We start from the raw sequence: 16,402 nt of genomic DNA, 5'->3' as shown, positions 1-16,402 counted from the left end.
GGTTTGCGACAGCTGGCGGACGGTCGATGCTATATTTTGTATATACCTGCCTCGCGGGCCATCCATAGATCTCTGGGAGCAAAGTGGGACCTTCATTCAACGAACAGTTTGACCAGCATGGCGTCTGGCGACGGGAGTTCGCCCAGCAGCTCAAGCGGCTGGCCGATTGGATGGCCACGCACGACCTGATGGATGCAGCAGTGCAAGAGCGCCTGCAGCGGCTGGAAGAGCAGGTACGCAGCGACAAGGTCATGGTGGCGTTTGTGGCGGAGTTTTCGCGTGGAAAATCCGAACTGATCAACGCGATCTTTTTTGCTGACTATGGTCGCCGCATCATGCCTGCCAGTGCGGGCCGCACGACCATGTGTCCCACCGAACTGGGGTATGACGCCAATGTTGCACCCAGCTTGCGGCTATTGCCCATTGAGACTCGACTTCAGATGCAGAGCCTAGCGGAGTGGCGGGTCAAAACCGACCGTTGGCAGGAGATCCCGCTGGATGTTAGCAACGCCGACCAGATTGCCAAAGCACTGGAAAAAGTGGCGGAGGTTCGCAAGGTCAGTCTGGACAATGCGCGTGCGCTGGGTTTCTGGCATGACGATCTGACAGATGAAAACCCTGTGCCTGACGCGCAGGGCTTGGTAGAGGTGCCCATGTGGCGCCACGCCATCATCAATATCCCTCATCCGCTCCTGAAGCAGGGTTTGGTGATTCTGGATACGCCTGGCCTGAACGCAGTGGGTGCAGAGCCCGAGCTGACGGTCAACCTCATACCCCAGGCGCATGCAGTGGTGTTCATCCTGAGTGCCGACACCGGCGTGACGCGCTCGGACCTGTCGATCTGGCGCGAGCACCTGGCCATCTCGCCCGAGAGCATAGAAGCGCGTTTGGTGGTGTTGAACAAGATCGACACCCTCTGGGATACGCTCAACACCGCCGAGCAGGTCCAGGCGCAGATGGAGCGGCAGTGCGCGACCTCGGCTGAGATGCTCGGCGTGTCTCTAGACCGTGTGGTGCCTGTGTCTGCGCAAAAAGGCCTGGTGGCCAAGATCACTGCGGACGACGTTTTGCTGGAAACCAGTGGACTGCCAGCGTTGGAAGAGGCCCTTGCCAAAGGCATCATGGGCAGACGGCAGTCCATACTGCGCGCTGCGGTAGCGGCAGGGGTGGCGAGCCTGCGTACAGAAACGTCGCGGGTCATCAATATCCGACGCCGCGACCTCGATGACCAAATGGCCGAGTTGCGCAGTCTGCGGGGTAAGAACGCATCGGTGATCGAATCCATGCGCCATCGCATTGAGCAGGAGCAGCGTGAGTTTGATCTCAGCACTGCCAAGATCCAGGCGGTGCGTGCGGTTCACCTCAAGTTGCTGCGTGACGTTTTTCAGCAGTTGGGCGCCAAGGCGCTCAAAGCAGAGCTGGCTGAGCTGGCCCAGACACTGCAGCAAAAGGGGCTCAAGCTGGGCGTGAAGAAAATATACGTCCAGACCTTTGACAAACTGCGCGGCACCTTGGACAAGGCGCAAGCCTCTGGTACCGAGATTCAGGCCATGCTCAGCGGGACCTTCAGGCAGCTCAATGCAGAGTTCGGCTTTTCTTTGCAGGTGCCCACGCCGCCGCAGCTTGAACACTTTGCGCAAGACCTGCACCAGATCGAGCAGAGTCATTTGCAGTACCTGGGTATGGGCAATGCTCTCAAGTTGGCGCAACCCGAGTTTGCGGAGCGCCTGGTGCGCGCGCTGGCCATGCGTTTGCGCACGGTGTACGAGTCAGCGGCCAATGATCTGGAACTGTGGAGCAAATCAGCCACTGCGCAATTGGACGCACAGCTGCGAGAACGGCGTCGCAGCTTCGCTCGCCGCATGGAGGCCGTAGACCGCATACAACAGGCTGCCAGCGGCTTGGTGGAACGCATCTCGGAGATCGAGGCTGGCGAGGAGGAACTCGGCCAGTTGGAGAACAAGTTGCATGAGCTGACTTCCAAGTTGGTGGCTCTGCCAGGGGCTGCACCGGCATTGACTGACGCGCATCCGGTTTCCGCATGAGTGCTGAATCCCGGGAGGGTGTGGCCGCGCGGGTAGTCGCTTGGCAAGCTGTACATGGGCGCAACCATCTGCCCTGGCAACAGACCCGCGATCCATACCGGGTTTGGCTGTCGGAGATCATGTTGCAGCAGACCCAGGTCACCACTGTGCTGGACTACTACGACCGCTTTCTGGGCCGATTTCCTGATGTGAGCGCACTGGCGGCAGCCCCTCAAGATGAGGTCCTCGGCTTGTGGAGTGGTTTGGGCTACTACAGTCGTGCACGCAATCTCCATCGCTGCGCTCAGCAGATCATGACCGACCATGGTGGCGCCTTCCCGCGAACGGCGTCGCTATTGGCGTCTTTGCCGGGCATTGGGCGTTCAACCGCAGGCGCTATTGCCGCGTTTTGTTTTTCAGAGCGTGTGCCCATTCTGGATGCCAACGTGCGGAGGGTGCTCACGCGCCTGCTGGGCTTTGGCCAAGATCTGGCTTCTGCCAAAAACGAACGCCTTCTATGGGAGCATGCCGATGCGCTGTTGCCAGTGCGCGATCTTGACGTGGCGATGCCCCGTTACACCCAGGGCCTGATGGACTTGGGGGCGTCCCTGTGCACACCCCGCTCTCCAAAATGCTCCGATTGCCCTTTGATGGGCGATTGCGCAGCTTTCAAGGAGGGGGATCCTGAACGCTATCCCGTCAGAACCCGCAAACTGTCACGCCGGGCTGAATCCTGGCAATTGGTGATCCTGCGCGATGGTGAGGGGCGCATCTGGCTGCAACGCCGCCCACCCACTGGGATCTGGGCCGGAATGCACTGCGTGCCCGTGTTCGCTGACCTGGAGTCGCGGGATATCTTTGTGAGTGCTTTGGGTAGCGATGGGCAGTATGCGCAGCAAGAGTTGCAGCCATTTGTGCATGTCCTCACGCACCGGGACTTGCATCTTCACCCGTTGTTGATACAGACCGACGGAATGGTGCCTCCTGTGGAGGGCGGAGAGTGGCTGGGGCAAGATCAGTGGTCCTTGGTGGGGTTGCCGGCGCCCATTCGTAAGTTGCTGGACAACACGCAATCTTCGCTATGGTGAACCCAAACGGCGGCGCTCTCTCAGTCGCGGGGGGCTCGTCTCGTTTCGTTGGCGCCAAGCTCCACAACTTGTTCCCCAGAAGTTTGGCTCCAAGAGCTCGCTTGTGAAGGCAATGGTCAGCGCCCATCCAGTTCACGATGCCGCTTCAATGCAGTCCATCGGTCGCTGAACGCTTGCGCCAGTTTCTCCACCAGATAGACAGAGCGGTGTTGTCCACCGGTGCAGCCGATGGCTACAGTGACGTAGCTTCGGTGATTGCGATCCAGCATGTCCAGCCAGTGTGCTAGAAATTTTTCAATGTGGGCCCGCATCAGGTCCACCTCGGGTTGCAGGTCCAGAAAGTCAGCCACCGGCTGGTCCAGTCCTGTGAGGTCCCGGAGCGCGATCTCATAGTGTGGGTTGGGCAGCATGCGGACGTCGAAGACGTAGTCGGCATCCATGGGAATACCGCGTTTGAAAGCAAATGACTGAAAAACCAAGGTTAATTGCCCTTGCGCCGTGGACATCAGGCCTTTGACATAACTTTGCAACTGGGAGGCGCGGATGGTGCTGGTGTCGATCACGTGTGACTGTTCGCGCAGTTCAGCCAGCAGCTCACGCTCCAGCTCAATGATCTGAACTAAGGCCCTGCGTCCTTGCTGGAGGTCGTCGTGCGACAGGGGATGGCGGCGGCGCGTCTCGGAGAAACGCCGCACCAGGGTATCAATCGTGGCATCCAGAAAAAGGGATTTGACGGCCACGCCCTGACTGCGCAAACGGCTCAACTCTTGAGGCACTTGATGCAAGGACGTTGCGCTGCGGACATCCACTGCAATGGCTACGCGGTTGCCATGGTGTTTGTGTTCGAGCGCTACGAAGGCTGGCAGTAGCTCCGGCGGCAGGTTGTCTACGCAGTAGTAGCCAGCATCTTCCAGTGCGTGCAAGGCGACGGATTTTCCAGATCCCGACATGCCCGTGATGACAACAATTTCAAGGGCCATCAGCGTTTCCTAGCGGCGTTAGAGGAGGGAGCGGGTGGGGTAGGCGCCGCGACCAACTCCGGTGTCGCAGTGCCCAGCATTTCGCGCGCGTGCGCCAGCGTGGTCTCGGTAGCGCGCTCCCCACCCAGCATGCGGGCGATTTCTGCCACACGCTCGTCTTGCTGCACAACCAGCACGGTGCTGGTTGTGCCTTGAGCGCTTTTGTTTTTTGCCACCTTGAGGTGGTGATGCGCACATGCTGCTACTTGGGGCAGGTGAGTTACTGCCAGCACTTGGCGGTCGCGTCCCAGCTGCTGCATCAAACGTCCCACGGTTTCGGCGACTGCGCCACCCACGCCGGAGTCCACCTCGTCAAAAATGAGTGTGGGGGCGGAGCCTAGTTCACTGGTTGTGACTGCGATCGCCAGCGAAATGCGGGACAACTCCCCGCCGGAGGCGACTTTGCCGACCGCCTTGGGGGTCATACCGGGATGTCCTGCCACCAAAAACACGACATCATCGATCCCGTCTGGAGAGGGCTCCGACGCCTTCGTCACTGACACCTCGAATTTGCCGCCCTCCATCCCAAGACCTTGCATGGCCTGAGAGATGGACACAGAGAGCTTTGGTGCTGCTTTGGCGCGAGCCAGAGACAGCGCGCGCGCCGCCGCATGGTACGCCTTGGCGCTGACGGATTCGTTGGCTTGCAGCTTTTCCAAATCGGTGGCGGCATCAAGCTGGCGCATGGACGCTTTCCAGTCCTTGAGCAGAGCGGGTAGTTCTGCAGGAGGGCGTTTGTACCTGCGAGCCAGTCCCATCCACAAGGACATGCGTTCGTCCAGTTCTGCCAAACGGTGGGGGTCAATGTCCGCATGGCGTAAATAGGTGTGCAGAGAATGCACCACGTCTGTCGTCTGCGCCAGACTCGACGCCAGGATATCGGCCAGATTGGCGAACTCTGGCTCAATGTGTTCTTGCGCCTGAAGCAGCGAATGTGCGTGGGTCAGTGCGGAAACGGCTCCCGCGTCGTCTTCTTGCAAAGCTTGAAGCGCTCCATGGGCCCCATCCAGCAACGCTTGCGCATGCGATAGGCGCTTGTGTTGCGCGTCAAGATCCTCCCACTCCAGGTCGCCTGGCGCGAGTTTGTCCACTTCGCTGATTTGCCACTGCAGGCGCTCGCGCTCTTGCTGAAGCGTTGCCTGTGCTGCGCGTGCCTGCTGCAATGCCTTGAGGTCAGCGCGCCATTGCGTCCAACGTGATGCTGTATCGCGGGTATTCACACCGGCAAAAGCGTCCAGCAAGCCGCGCACCGACCCTGGGCGGGTCAGGCTTTGCCATGCGTGCTGACCATGGATGTCGAGAAGCATCTCGCCCAAGGCACGTAACTGTGAAGCTGTCGCTGGCGTCCCATTGATCCAACCGCGGCTTTTGCCCTGTGTGTCGACGGTACGGCGCAGTAGCAGCCAGTCATCGGTTTCAAATCCGGCTTCTTCCAGCCATGGGCGGGCATGGGCAGGGCAGTCGAATTCCGCGCAAATGTCGGTTTTGCTGCATCCTTCCCGTACTACCCCGGCATCTGCGCGTGCTCCCAGTGCCAGTTGCAATGCGTCAATCAGAATAGACTTGCCCGCCCCGGTTTCACCGGTCAACACGGTAAAGCCGCTGCGCAAGTCAAGTTCCAGCGTTTGAACGATCACAAAATCCCGCAGGGTTATCCGCCGCAGTGCCATGGTCATGAGCCCCCTTCGTTCCAGCGCAGCTTCTTGCGCAAGGTCGCGAAGTAGTTCCAGCCTTGAGGGTGTAGAAATCGCACGCGGTGCTCAGAGCGTTTGACGAGGATGCGGTCGCCATGCAGCAAGGATGCAAGGGACTGCATGTCAAAGTTCGCGCTGACATCGCGCCCGCTCACCACTTCGACAGCCACTTCAGTCGCATCGGAGAGCACGATAGGGCGGTTGGACAGGGTATGTGGCGCTATAGGAACCAGCACCCAGCCCGGGATGGATGGGTGAAGCATGGGGCCGCCCGCAGACAACGAATATGCGGTCGATCCGGTGGGGGATGCAATGATGAGGCCGTCGGCCCTTTGATTGGCTACAAACTGCCCACCAACTTCGACACGCAATTCCACCATGCCCGATGTCGCGCCACGGTTGACCACCACATCGTTCATGGCCAAGGCTTCGAACACCACACGTTCATCGCGAACGACTGTTGCGTGCATTAAAGGCCGCTGGTCTTCTTCGTATGCACCTCGCAGCATCGGTGGCAATGTGGTCTGATAGGTGTCGAAGGGAATGTCAGTGATGAATCCGAGCCGGCCCTGATTGATGCCGATCAGCGGCGTTCCAAAACGCGCCAAGCGTCGGCCAATGCCGAGCATCGTCCCATCCCCCCCCACCACCAGCCCCAAATCGCACCGTGCACCGATCTGGTCTACATTCAGGGAAGGGTAGTGTGTCAATCCGGTATTGCTGGCGGTCTCCGCTTCCAGCACCACCTCACATCCCTGGCGCTCCAAGAAATGCGCAATATCCTCCAAAGCCCGGCGAGAGCCATCACCGGGGGCGCCTGAAGCTGAAGTCTGGTACTTGCCTATAAGTGCGACATGGCGGAAATTGGACGTCATCGCGAAATTACATCATTAAAATCATTCCATGCTCGATGACCGTGCCAAGTTGTTGCTCAAAGCCCTGGTCGAGCGTTACATCGCTGATGGGCAGCCCGTAGGGTCCCGTACCCTTTCCCGTGCGTCCGGGTTGGATTTGTCGCCCGCTACGATACGAAACGTGATGGCGGACCTGGAAGAGCTGGGGCTGATTGCGAGTCCACATACCTCCGCTGGCCGTATTCCCACAGCGCGTGGATACCGTTTGTTTGTGGACACGATGCTCACGGTGCAGCGGGAGTCTGTCATGCCGCCCCAGCTGGCACCTGAACAGCCGCAAAAAGTCATCGCCAACGCCGCACAGCTGTTGTCCAACCTCTCCCAGTTCGTTGGAGTGGTGATGGCACCTCGGCGTACCTCGGTATTTCGCCACATAGAGTTTCTTCGACTCTCCGAAAAGCGCTTCCTCGTGATCATCGTGTCGCCGGAAGGTGACGTACAGAATCGCGTGATCTTCACCGAGGTGGATCACTCCCAGTCGCAACTGGTAGAGGCCTCCAACTTCCTGAATGCCCACTACGCCGGACTCGCAATGGAGCAGGTGCGAGAACGTTTGAAGTCCGAGGTCGATGTATTGCGCGGAGAGATTGCATCGCTTATGCAGGCGGCAGTCAACGTAGGCTCAGAGGCACTGTCCGAGGCGCAGGACGAGGTGGTGATTTCTGGAGAGCGCAACCTGCTGTCCGTCAGTGATTTCTCCAGCGACATGGGCAACCTGCGTAGGGCATTTGACTTGTTTGAGCAGAAGACACAAATCCTTCGCCTTCTGGACATCTCCAGCCAAGCGGAGGGGGTGCGCATCTACATCGGTGGCGAGAGCCAGGTTGTGCCCTTTGAAGAGCTTTCGATCGTCAGCTCCCCCTATGAGGTTGATGGCAAGGTGGTGGGGACTTTGGGCGTGATTGGTCCTACGCGCATGCCATACGACCGCATGATCCAGATTGTGGACATCACCTCCAAGCTGGTGTCCAACGCGCTCAGCCACCGCAAGTAAGCCCCTACAATACGGCGCTTGCCCCGTTGTATAGCGCTGGAGCATGGCTTGGGGGCGTTAGCTCAGTTGGTTAGAGCAGAGGACTCATAATCCTTTGGTCGTTGGTTCAAGTCCAACACGCCCTACCAAGTAGATAAAGGAAACCCTGCTATCAATACGGTAGCGGGGTTTTTTGTTTGCCGTGCCATGTAGCCACTATGTAGCCAGCGGCGCAGGGTTTTGTTCCAAGTAGCCTGCATGTGGCTACCGTTCCCGGAAACAAAAAAAGCCCCGCTTCTGGGGCGCAGGCCTGGTCATCGGGAGTGTGCTCGGTCAGGAATTTGGGCGCATCAGTCATCCTCAAACCCGCTGAGCAAGGTTGTACGCGGCGGCCTCTCGTCGGGTCGAAACTGAAATTCGCTGAATGGATTGCTCGGGCTGTAAGGTTTGGTGGATGTGTACAAAGTCCAGCCATCGCCTAAATGACGGCTGGCACAGTCCATTTCCGGGCGATGCCCAGCGACGAGCAAGTGATGACATGCCTTGTTCACATTTGCAGCGGCCAGGGTTCCGTCTTCTCCCATACCCCGGCTGGGGATGAACCCTCGCCAGCTTGGCTTAACGAACAGGTCGGCAGCGCATATACCCTCATACGGTGTGTATACCCAGCCGCCCCAATCGGCAGGGTCAAAAGGCAATCCACTGTCCGGCCCACATAGCCCGAAGGCGTGCTGAGGATGCATGCCCGTTGCGCTGGCTCGCCTGATTTGCTCGTCAACCAGCATGCGCCATATCCGCTCGTCGTCGTGCGGAAAGGCCACGGATTGCACGGTTGGTTTTTTGATGAGTTCAGCGATAAGCTCAACCAGCGCCGGTGTGATTGGGAAATCGTGCTTCATGTCTGAGAGTATGAAGGCACGCTCAAATATGCCCACGAGTTTTCTGCAGGCAGCAGCACGAGCTGTCAGAGTAGGATTTGAGGCTGTGGGGCTCATTCACTTGCGCCTGCTCTGCTGCGCATCACCTACTTCCTGTGGTAACCGGCTTGGTAACCAGTTCATGAATGCAACCACCGTTTTCATGGATACCCTAGCTTGGATACCAGTCTCGCGCGCGAAGTGCGAAGCAAAGTCTGCCAAGCAGCGAGTTTCGGGACCAGTACGCGCGTGCGCGCGAACTGCACGGCGAAGTGTGGGCTTCGCCCTAGTTGTGTTTTTTTGCGCGTTCGTTACCCAGCAAATGTCGGCGTTGCAGTCCCCCGGCGCTGAACACTGCCATCAGTCTGCCCATGCGCTGGTGTCGTGGGCGTGTTCATCCCGCTCCCTGGTCAGTCCGTTATCACCCTTGCGCACAGCCGTTGCTTTGTGAGGTTTTGTGAGGTTTTGCTTCCTCCTCACATGCCGCTGAACAGCATTCAGCAAGGCAGCTTTTGCCCGTTGCTGTTTCTGCATCTTTGTGCAGTGCGGCGCTGGACCCACGCCAATGGCCGAGCAAGTTGCACCGACATGCCACAGCCGTTCGGAGGTTCCGCCGATGGCAAGCCAAATCCCAGTCAGGCTTTCGTGTGCCGCTTGCTGCGTTGCCGGTGCATTCCATTTGCTGTCAGTAGATGGCTTCTCTAGAAGGTGTCCGTGTGGCGGTGTAGGCGAGCCCTGAAAACTGCCCTTCATTGCACCGTGGGACGGTGCAGTAGCGGTTCTCTCTACACCGTGGGACGGTGCAATAGCCTTGCTCTCTACACCGTGGGGCGGTCTAAGGCTCGCGTTTTTGTAGGCGCTGCGTGTGAAGTTCGGCAGTGCCTCGGGGTCGAATCCCGGATGCACATCAAGCGGCGCCCACGTCACTGCAAACCAGCTTGCGCGATTGGGTCTGTGCCCTTTGACGGTTTGGTAGAGGAACCCCGCTGCCTCCAGTTCGCGCCGTGCCTTGGTCAGCATGTCGTTCGACTTCCAGCCGCGTGCGGCCATGCGTTCGCGGGTCAGCAGCAATCGCCCGTTGTTGTCTCGCACATATTGCCGGGCCACTTCCAGCAACAAGGCTCGGGCGTGCATGCTCAAGGCGGCAAAGGCTGGACTATCTATCACTGCCCATGGCAGCGCGATAAAACCTCCGGCATCTCGATGCGCTGCATTGCCCTTGCGGCGGTTGGCGTTGCGTGCGTTAGCCATGGCTTCCCTCCTTTCTGCATGCCATGCGGCGCAATACGCTGCCCCTGTCGGCCGGTTGCTGCATGGTCGGATGCACTGGTGCACTCATGCCGTGCCTCCGTCAAACAATCCCTGCTGCCTAGGATGCGGTGCGGGGCGCTTGTGGGCCTTGTTCATCGCAGCGGCGCGGCGGTAGGCGTCAGGGGCTCTTGCACGCAATGCAGCACGGGCGGCCTTAACCTCGGCAATCCAGCCGTGAGAACCAGCTGCGCGGGCAGCATGGATGCAATCGGCGGGCAGTTTGTAGGCGGACACGGTGGCTAAACGGCCAACCTCGCGCTTCGCTCTTTCAACGTCGGCTTCGACAACATCAGTGGGAGCGAAAAAAGGAGGGCCGGCGTCCACAACTGCTTGTCTGAGCGCTAGTTTTGACTGCGCTGTCTCCCGTCGCTCGAAAACCGCATCGGCGACTAAATTCGACTTTTTGTATTCGTCGCTTTGCATCTCTTCGAGTCTCCGCGCGATGTAGCTGCGGCGACTGTCAGCCCGCAATAGCTGGCGCACCATGGCTTTGCGCCACGCTTTCCACTTTTCGGCTACTGTGGCCTGCGCCCTCTCTGCTTGGGCTTTCAGGTCGGCCACTGACGCTACAGCACGCGCACGGCGCGCACTCGCTTCATTGCTGGTGATTCCCTGCTCAAACACGCCCTCGCGGTCATTGGCTTGTTCGTTTGCTTCTTCGAATTGTTGAACCATCGCATGAGCGCGTGCTTGTTGGTCATGGTCAAACTCGCCAACAACCGATTGCGCAGCAGTGCCCACTGCGTAGGCTTCGGTCAGGGCATCGCGCATCCACCTCATGCGGTCTGGAAACTTGTTCAGGGCGTCATCGTTGAGCGGATAGCCGAGGCGATGCTCCATTGCATAGGCAATGGATTGGCCTGCGCCGTCAATCATGGCTGCTGCAAGCTGTTTCGCGTCGAACGGGATGGGCAGGAACGGTGCCGTATCTGGATTGGGGCTGCCAGGCCATCCCATGTCGTCGGCAGGCGTCCAGTTAAAGATAGTTCCAGGCTGGCACACGTCTCGAAATGCCTCGGTGGCGTACACCCCGTTCTCTCTTATTTCGTAGGGCTTGAGGTCCAGCTCCCGATACTCTGGGTAAGCGAACTTCCTCAAAGCTTCGGCGGTGGCCGAGTCGTACAAGCGTTGGCTCAATGCATCCTCCCGAATGCGCCTCCCCAGGCAGGAGCCCCAGCAGGCCAGCGGGAGGAACCGGCTTTTCGGCAGGATTGCGGCCCTGCCTAGCTGGGGCGAATCTTGGCTATTCGCGCTGCTGTGCGTCCGTGTCAGGCAATACGGCGGGCTCCGGACCACTCCACGGGCCTACCTTGTGCGACCAGCTTGTCGGCCTCAATGTCGGCGGTCTTGTTCGCGGCGGCGTACGTCAGGCTCCGGTTTGCTTCACGGTCTAGCCAGACTTCAGACCCACGACGGCGGCCCAGATTGCGGGGGCGTCATCTTTACAGATTGCGGGTGTCATGTTCATGGTCGGTTCCTTCGGTTTGGTTTGTTCTGTGCCTTGGTCATACAGCGCTAGGGCTTCGCGTGTTTTCACGTCTAAGTTTCTTTTCCTTCGCGCGTACTCGTGAATCCGTGAGCTTCTAGCTGTTTGTGGATGTATCGGTCTGGGTAGTCCGCGCCGCATAGCTCAAACGAGCTGACGTAGCTCTCATGATGCTCACCCACCGTCAATCCGCTTTTGCCAGAAAGGCCTAGGCTGAAGCCGTTGGGCATCTCGTAATAGAGGGGCCTTTGCAGCAGTTTGCTACCTGCCTCCAGCGAGAGGTGCGGTAGGTCGGAATCCATCGAAAAATCTGAGCAATCCCCGCAAGTGCAGCGCCGCGTAATGAAGAGGTGAGGCAACTGCTCGGCTAAGTAGTCATCTTCCAGCGTTTCTAGCCACTTCTTTGTTTCTTCGTAGAGACGCGGCAAAACATCTTTGAGGTATTTGCGTTCTTGCATATCTTCCCTTTTGTGATTCATGTCACAGCGTGTAGCTTGCGCGGCTCGGCCTGGGTATCAAACTGCACCCCGGCCTCCTCCAGAATCCAGGCCTCGATGCGCTCATGGTGTACGCGCAGCAGGTCAAGCGGTCGCACGCGATAATGCTTTTCTGCGGTCGCGCTGGGCTTGTGGCCTTGAATCTGCGCCACCACGCCAGCAGGCACCTCCAGCCACTCAGACAAGGTGCCAAAACTGCGCCGCAGGCCGTGCAAGGTTAGGCCATCAATGGCGGCCACCTTGCACGCCTTGTCGTGCGCATGGTTCGGCTCGGTCTGTGCGGTGTCTTTGTTGCGGGTGCTGGCGAACACCCACTCATTGCGGCGGGGCAGGGCGGCCAGCAGGCTGTGTACATAGGGCGTCAGTGGAATCACGCGCTCGCCTTCCACCTTGTCGCGGATGGTTAAGCCCTTCCATTGGGTGTTTAGGTCGTCCCAGCGCATCGCCAGTACCTCGCCGGGGCGTGCGCCAGTCAGCAGCAGCGTTTGCAGGTAAGCGGATACGGCAGGGTTGCCGATGCTGCGCACAGCGGCAAACCAAGCGGGCAATTGCTCTTTCAATAGTGAATCGTCTTTCGCCTTCGCCTTGCCCAGTGCCTCGCGCGCTCTCTTCGTCTTGGCAGGGTTCGTGCTGGGCAGAACCAGCGCATATTCCTGTTGTTCTGCGCACCAGCCCAAAAACGCTTTCAGCAGTCGCCATGCCAGCCGGGCGGCAGTGGGGCGGGTCTGTGCCTCGCGTGCTGCCCATGCCTCGATAACGGCGGGCGTTAGGTCACGCAGGGGCAAGGCCAGCAGCGGATGTAATGGCCCGGCAATGGTCACACCTCGGCCACGGGTGCCGCGCTTGGCAGTTTCGCCACCGGCTCGGGTCAGGCGCTCATGGTCTTTGCGGTGGAGGTCGCCCCAGTGTGGGGTGCGTTCGGTCACGTAGGCGGCCCATGCTTCGCCCACTATTACGGCTTGCATGGTTGCGGCTGTCTTGGCTGCAGCCTTGTCAGCCTGTTGCTGGCGCTCAAGCTCTCGGGGGTCTTGCCCGTTGTCTAGCACTACGGCAAGGCGGCGGGCTTCGGTGCGGGCCTGTTCAATGCTCCACAGCTTCACATCCCCGATGGTGCGGCGGATGGTTTGCCGGTTCAGCTTCGCCTCATAGACAAACGATTTGGCACCAGCGGCAGTTACTCGCACGCGCAGGCCGGGCGCTTCGCTGTCACGCATGAATGCCTGTTGCTTGCCGGTGGGGCAGGTCAGGCGCTCGATTACCCCTACTGTCAGATTCACTCGGTCGGATAGGTCTGGTGCGTCGGTCTTGCGCGGTCTTGCCATGCTGATTGCTCCGGCGGTTTTGGCTACACAGACAATCCATGTAGCCACCATGTAGCCAAAAAACCCCAATTCTGAGGAATTTCAATCAACGCTAAGACTGTTCACTTGTCCAGTGATGTGCTCATAAGTTGTTGATTTGTATTGATTTTATCATTATAAATCAACACCATGAAATACGGGATTGGTGGGACTCATAATCCTTTGGTAGTTGGTTCAAGTCCAACACGCCCTACCACCCTCGCTCGCAGGGTGAATCCATCAACAAACGATGTGTTTTGTGATCCAAATCGCTCAGTTTGTTTTTGGAGCCTTCATCGTGCATTACAATCTCGGCTTGCGTTGAATTGACTGTCTGTTTGCATGGCCTGATCCAGGAAAGCAATCAGAAAGAAAGCAAATTTCAAGGGTTGCCAAGAAATCATGCTATAATTCGAAGCTTAGCGGCTGTAGCTCAGCTGGATAGAGTACTTGGCTACGAACCAAGGGGTCGTGGGTTCGATTCCTGCCAGCCGCACCAACAGGTAAGCCCTGCAAGTCTATGATTTGCAGGGCTTTTTCCTTTGCCTGGAGCTGATAAGCTGTTTTTCCACAAGCCAGTTGTGGGGGACTTTGTGGGGGACTTTTGGGTAGAAAAGCCAAGCGGTCTTGCCCTACCTTCCCGTTGCGCAAGTACCGTTCGAGTTGCCCGAGCTGGTGAGGCAACTGTCGGCCAGGAGCTGTCGCTCAGACGACTCAGTTCACGTAATGCTCGCAGGTCGTGGATCAAGGAGGTTTCAATGTTGCAGCAATATGAAGAACTCGCAGTACTAGATCAGGGCGAGGATGGTGCAATCGTCTCGATTCGCGGCCAGGATGGCCCCTCGATTGTTTTAGGAGCGGGATATCTACATCACTTGGATAAAGTCTTGGCCGCCGCTATGTGTGACATCGAAGTAGAGGCGACGGGTCAAGGAGTTAAGTTGCTGTGCGCGGAGATTCACACCTTGCTTGCCGCGTATGAAGAGACCCAAAACAAGTTCTATGGCAAGGGGGCGCCCAACTCTTCTCACTCCGTAGCAGAGGCCATCCGCGAGCTTCGAGAAATGCGCGAGCAACTTGATCAGTTGCATTAGGACGGGCCATAGAGAGCAGCACGATTGAATTGCAATCTAGTTCTCACTATCTGGAGGTGCTTTGGTGTCTGCCGTGGGCCTGATAGCGTCCTTCGCCGTCGGGCAGAATTCGGCCACTACCGGCTGCTGGCTGATGCCGTTCAACTCGACCAGAAGAAGCCGCTATGACCAAGTATCAAGTCGCAATAATTCTGCTCATATTTGCCGTTGTGCAGCTAGTCATGGCGGTAAAGATCGCCAGGCTAAGCAAGCGAAAGTCTTCAGAAAAATCTGCGCAACTCGATGTAGAAATTGACCGTCTGAATGCAATTAGCAAGCGTATTCAGGTGGCGGCTTTCAGCGCACTTCTTGTTTGGCTGGGAATTCAATACTTCGCATAGCGGCCACAAACGGACATCTGTAAGACCAAATGACAGAAAAATTTGGAAGTGCAATCTATCTAGTGCTTGCGCTGCATGCGTACATGCTGTTTGTTGCGCTGTACTGTGGCTGGATAGGTTGGCGCGTCCGATTTCTAGGGGACTTAAAGTTGGTTCGCGACGCCAGTCACGCTCCACTCCCGCACGGGGCAGCTATTGCTAAGCGGTACGGAACCTCTTACATGGTTGTTGCGACCATGCTTGCCTTGCTCGCGGCCGGGACTCCCCTCGGTCTGCCGTTTGCGGTGTGGCTTGTGCTGAGCATCGTTGTAGTGATCGCTCAGCGGCTCTACCGCAGTGAGCTCGAAAGCCAAGCAAAAGGGCATAAATCGCCCTAGCACTGAGAGACTGCTCAGGGCCCTGAGCTGTCTTTCGGGAGTGCCACCCGGAAGCTGCCCTTGATTTGCTGCACGCTGCTGCTGGAAATCCTGGTGTCTGCCTACCGCAAGCTATAGTTTGCTGGCTTAACGCTTGCGGGGTTTTACGGCGTTTTATACCTGGATGCTTGAACAGGTCATCCCTTGCAAACCCATGCTGCAAGCCACTTCCAGGAGGAAACAGTGTCCAGAATATCCCACACGATCCAGTTTATCTCGCAGGTTTTGCGGTCTAAATTTCATTGGACGTCACTTGGAGGAGCTTGTGAGTAGCTGGCTAAGAGTTCTGTTATTCGGATTTGTCGCCGCTTTCGGGGTTTTGGCGGCTTTCCTTTTCGTAAAAGGGGAACTGAAAGCTGCGGTGGGAGCATGTATTCCCGCGGCCCTTGCCGTCCCCTTGCTACTGGAAGCCTGGCGCCCTGGTAAATACGTGTTGCGCAAACCAGATGATGGTTCTCCCGACAACCTGTTTACCCGTCTTAGGCAATTCCGCATCGATCACCCCGGAATCGATGGCGCCCTCATTTCGTGGGGGTTATCGGCACTTGCGCTCACGCTGGTTGGTGCTTTACTACTGCGTCTTGTTCGAGCGTTTTCTTCGTGGTGATCGAATGACTTTGTGCCGGCCAACCCATCATTCCACCGGACCTGCGCAGGGAGCCTCGCTGGCGGGTGAATTCAAACGTTGAGCTCCGCTTTTACCTGCCACCACCGACAGCTCTTGGCCGGAACATGCCGTTGACAGAGGGTACATGCTGCCTGTGTTTAGGGTGCTGAACTGAATGGTCCCCAGCGCACGAATGTGTATCCCAAATATCCCGTACGCTACAGGTAGTCCCGCATGTATTGAGGATTTGAGATTCCCCAAAACTCATGTCAATCGCCCTTCGAATTTCCTCCGCTCTCCTCGGCATAGCATTGGCGGCAGGCTTCTTTTGGGGGTACGTAGGCTTGGCTAACGTTGGAAGCGCCGGAAACCCCATGGAACCTGGCCGCTCAGAAGCGATGTTCAGTGGCCCACTTTACTTGCTGCTACTACTGGTACTTGCTTGGGTGTGCCGAAACTCGAAGGATCCCGGAGTGATCGCTTACGGGATGGCAACTCAGAAGAACTTGATGAAGACAGGTATTTCGCTGCTGCTGTGTGTTCCTGCTGCATTCCTCTTCATCGGTTTCGTTGCCCCACCTTTCATCATCGCAACTTCATCGGTATATCTGCTGATGTCAGCAGTCAAGGTTGAGCGGGGCG

15 protein-coding genes and 2 tRNA genes are annotated in these 16,402 nt (G+C 57.9%); 9 read left to right on the top strand and 8 right to left on the bottom strand.

The genetic code is table 11. From position 1 onward, the window contains the following. Window positions 1-83: 83 nt before the first annotated feature. Both ATF69_RS02760 and mutY read left to right on the top strand, forming a co-directional pair. On the top strand, window positions 84-2,045 hold the full coding sequence (locus tag ATF69_RS02760; protein ID WP_146869828.1) for a dynamin family protein: 1,962 nt from the start codon (window positions 84-86) through the stop codon (window positions 2,043-2,045). Beyond that, complete coding sequence (gene mutY, locus ATF69_RS02755) at window positions 2,042-3,112, top strand: A/G-specific adenine glycosylase (protein WP_146869827.1); 1,071 nt, start codon at window positions 2,042-2,044, stop codon at window positions 3,110-3,112. Before ATF69_RS02760 ends, mutY begins: the two co-directional genes overlap by 4 nt. 116 nt (window positions 3,113-3,228) lie before the next feature. Here the strand turns inward: mutY and rapZ are convergent, their stop codons facing one another. Genes rapZ through ATF69_RS02740 form a run of 3 tightly spaced genes read right to left on the bottom strand, consistent with a single transcriptional unit; the run spans window position 3,229 to window position 6,700 of the window. Next, a complete protein-coding gene (gene rapZ / locus ATF69_RS02750; RefSeq protein WP_056060499.1) occupies window positions 3,229-4,092 on the bottom strand; it encodes an RNase adapter RapZ in 864 nt (287 codons plus the stop codon). Further along, window positions 4,092-5,801, bottom strand: coding sequence for a DNA repair protein RecN (recN, locus tag ATF69_RS02745; protein ID WP_146870700.1), 1,710 nt, complete (start codon window positions 5,799-5,801; stop codon window positions 4,092-4,094). Before recN ends, rapZ begins: the two co-directional genes overlap by 1 nt. 2 nt (window positions 5,802-5,803) lie before the next feature. Then, window positions 5,804-6,700 (bottom strand): NAD kinase, encoded by an 897-nt coding sequence (locus tag ATF69_RS02740; protein ID WP_146869826.1) that lies wholly within the window; start codon window positions 6,698-6,700, stop codon window positions 5,804-5,806. 28 nt (window positions 6,701-6,728) lie between these two features. Between ATF69_RS02740 and hrcA the strand changes: the two genes are divergently transcribed. Together hrcA and ATF69_RS02730 are read left to right on the top strand one after the other, a co-directional pair. After that, window positions 6,729-7,733, top strand: a complete 1,005-nt coding sequence (gene hrcA / locus ATF69_RS02735) for a heat-inducible transcriptional repressor HrcA (protein ID WP_056060538.1) — start codon at window positions 6,729-6,731, stop codon at window positions 7,731-7,733. A gap of 51 nt (window positions 7,734-7,784) precedes the next feature. Continuing rightward, window positions 7,785-7,861: transfer RNA gene (locus tag ATF69_RS02730), tRNA-Ile, on the top strand. Between the two features lie 201 nt (window positions 7,862-8,062). Here the strand turns inward: ATF69_RS02730 and ATF69_RS02725 are convergent. The 5 genes from ATF69_RS02725 to ATF69_RS02705 form a co-directional block, all read right to left on the bottom strand. Beyond that, window positions 8,063-8,611, bottom strand: a complete 549-nt coding sequence (locus ATF69_RS02725) for a hypothetical protein (RefSeq protein ID WP_146869825.1) — start codon at window positions 8,609-8,611, stop codon at window positions 8,063-8,065. 378 nt (window positions 8,612-8,989) lie between these two features. Beyond that, a complete protein-coding gene (locus tag ATF69_RS23180; protein ID WP_208758688.1) occupies window positions 8,990-9,880 on the bottom strand; it encodes a hypothetical protein in 891 nt (296 codons plus the stop codon). Window positions 9,881-9,964: 84 nt separating this feature from the next. Further along, entirely contained in the window at window positions 9,965-11,065 is a 1,101-nt protein-coding gene (locus ATF69_RS02715; protein WP_158641477.1) for a coiled-coil domain-containing protein, read from the bottom strand. A 414-nt stretch (window positions 11,066-11,479) separates the two neighbouring features. Then, the gene (locus ATF69_RS02710) at window positions 11,480-11,884 is read right to left on the bottom strand and encodes a hypothetical protein (RefSeq protein ID WP_146869823.1); all 405 of its coding nucleotides are present in this window, start codon (window positions 11,882-11,884) and stop codon (window positions 11,480-11,482) included. Window positions 11,885-11,901: 17 nt separating this feature from the next. Further along, window positions 11,902-13,245 (bottom strand): tyrosine-type recombinase/integrase, encoded by a 1,344-nt coding sequence (locus ATF69_RS02705; protein WP_146870699.1) that lies wholly within the window; start codon window positions 13,243-13,245, stop codon window positions 11,902-11,904. A 440-nt stretch (window positions 13,246-13,685) separates the two neighbouring features. Here ATF69_RS02705 and ATF69_RS02700 point away from each other — a divergent pair. From ATF69_RS02700 to ATF69_RS02680, 5 genes are all read left to right on the top strand, one after another. Further along, window positions 13,686-13,762: transfer RNA gene (locus tag ATF69_RS02700), tRNA-Arg, on the top strand. 259 nt (window positions 13,763-14,021) lie between these two features. Then, on the top strand, window positions 14,022-14,357 hold the full coding sequence (locus ATF69_RS02695; protein WP_146869822.1) for a hypothetical protein: 336 nt from the start codon (window positions 14,022-14,024) through the stop codon (window positions 14,355-14,357). A gap of 164 nt (window positions 14,358-14,521) precedes the next feature. Then, window positions 14,522-14,737, top strand: coding sequence for a hypothetical protein (locus ATF69_RS02690; protein WP_146869821.1), 216 nt, complete (start codon window positions 14,522-14,524; stop codon window positions 14,735-14,737). Window positions 14,738-15,418: 681 nt separating this feature from the next. Beyond that, window positions 15,419-15,760: a hypothetical protein gene (locus ATF69_RS02685; RefSeq protein ID WP_146869820.1), complete on the top strand. Its 342-nt coding sequence runs from the start codon at window positions 15,419-15,421 to the stop codon at window positions 15,758-15,760. Between the two features lie 374 nt (window positions 15,761-16,134). Next, a partial coding sequence (locus ATF69_RS02680; protein ID WP_146869819.1) for a hypothetical protein occupies window positions 16,135-16,402 on the top strand: 268 nt, incomplete at its 3' end.

Source organism: Acidovorax delafieldii, from assembly GCF_007993815.1.
Classification (GTDB): domain Bacteria; phylum Pseudomonadota; class Gammaproteobacteria; order Burkholderiales; family Burkholderiaceae_C; genus Acidovorax; species Acidovorax delafieldii.
Note: the sequence above shows the minus strand (reverse complement) of the source record. Positions and strands in the feature narration are given on the sequence as shown.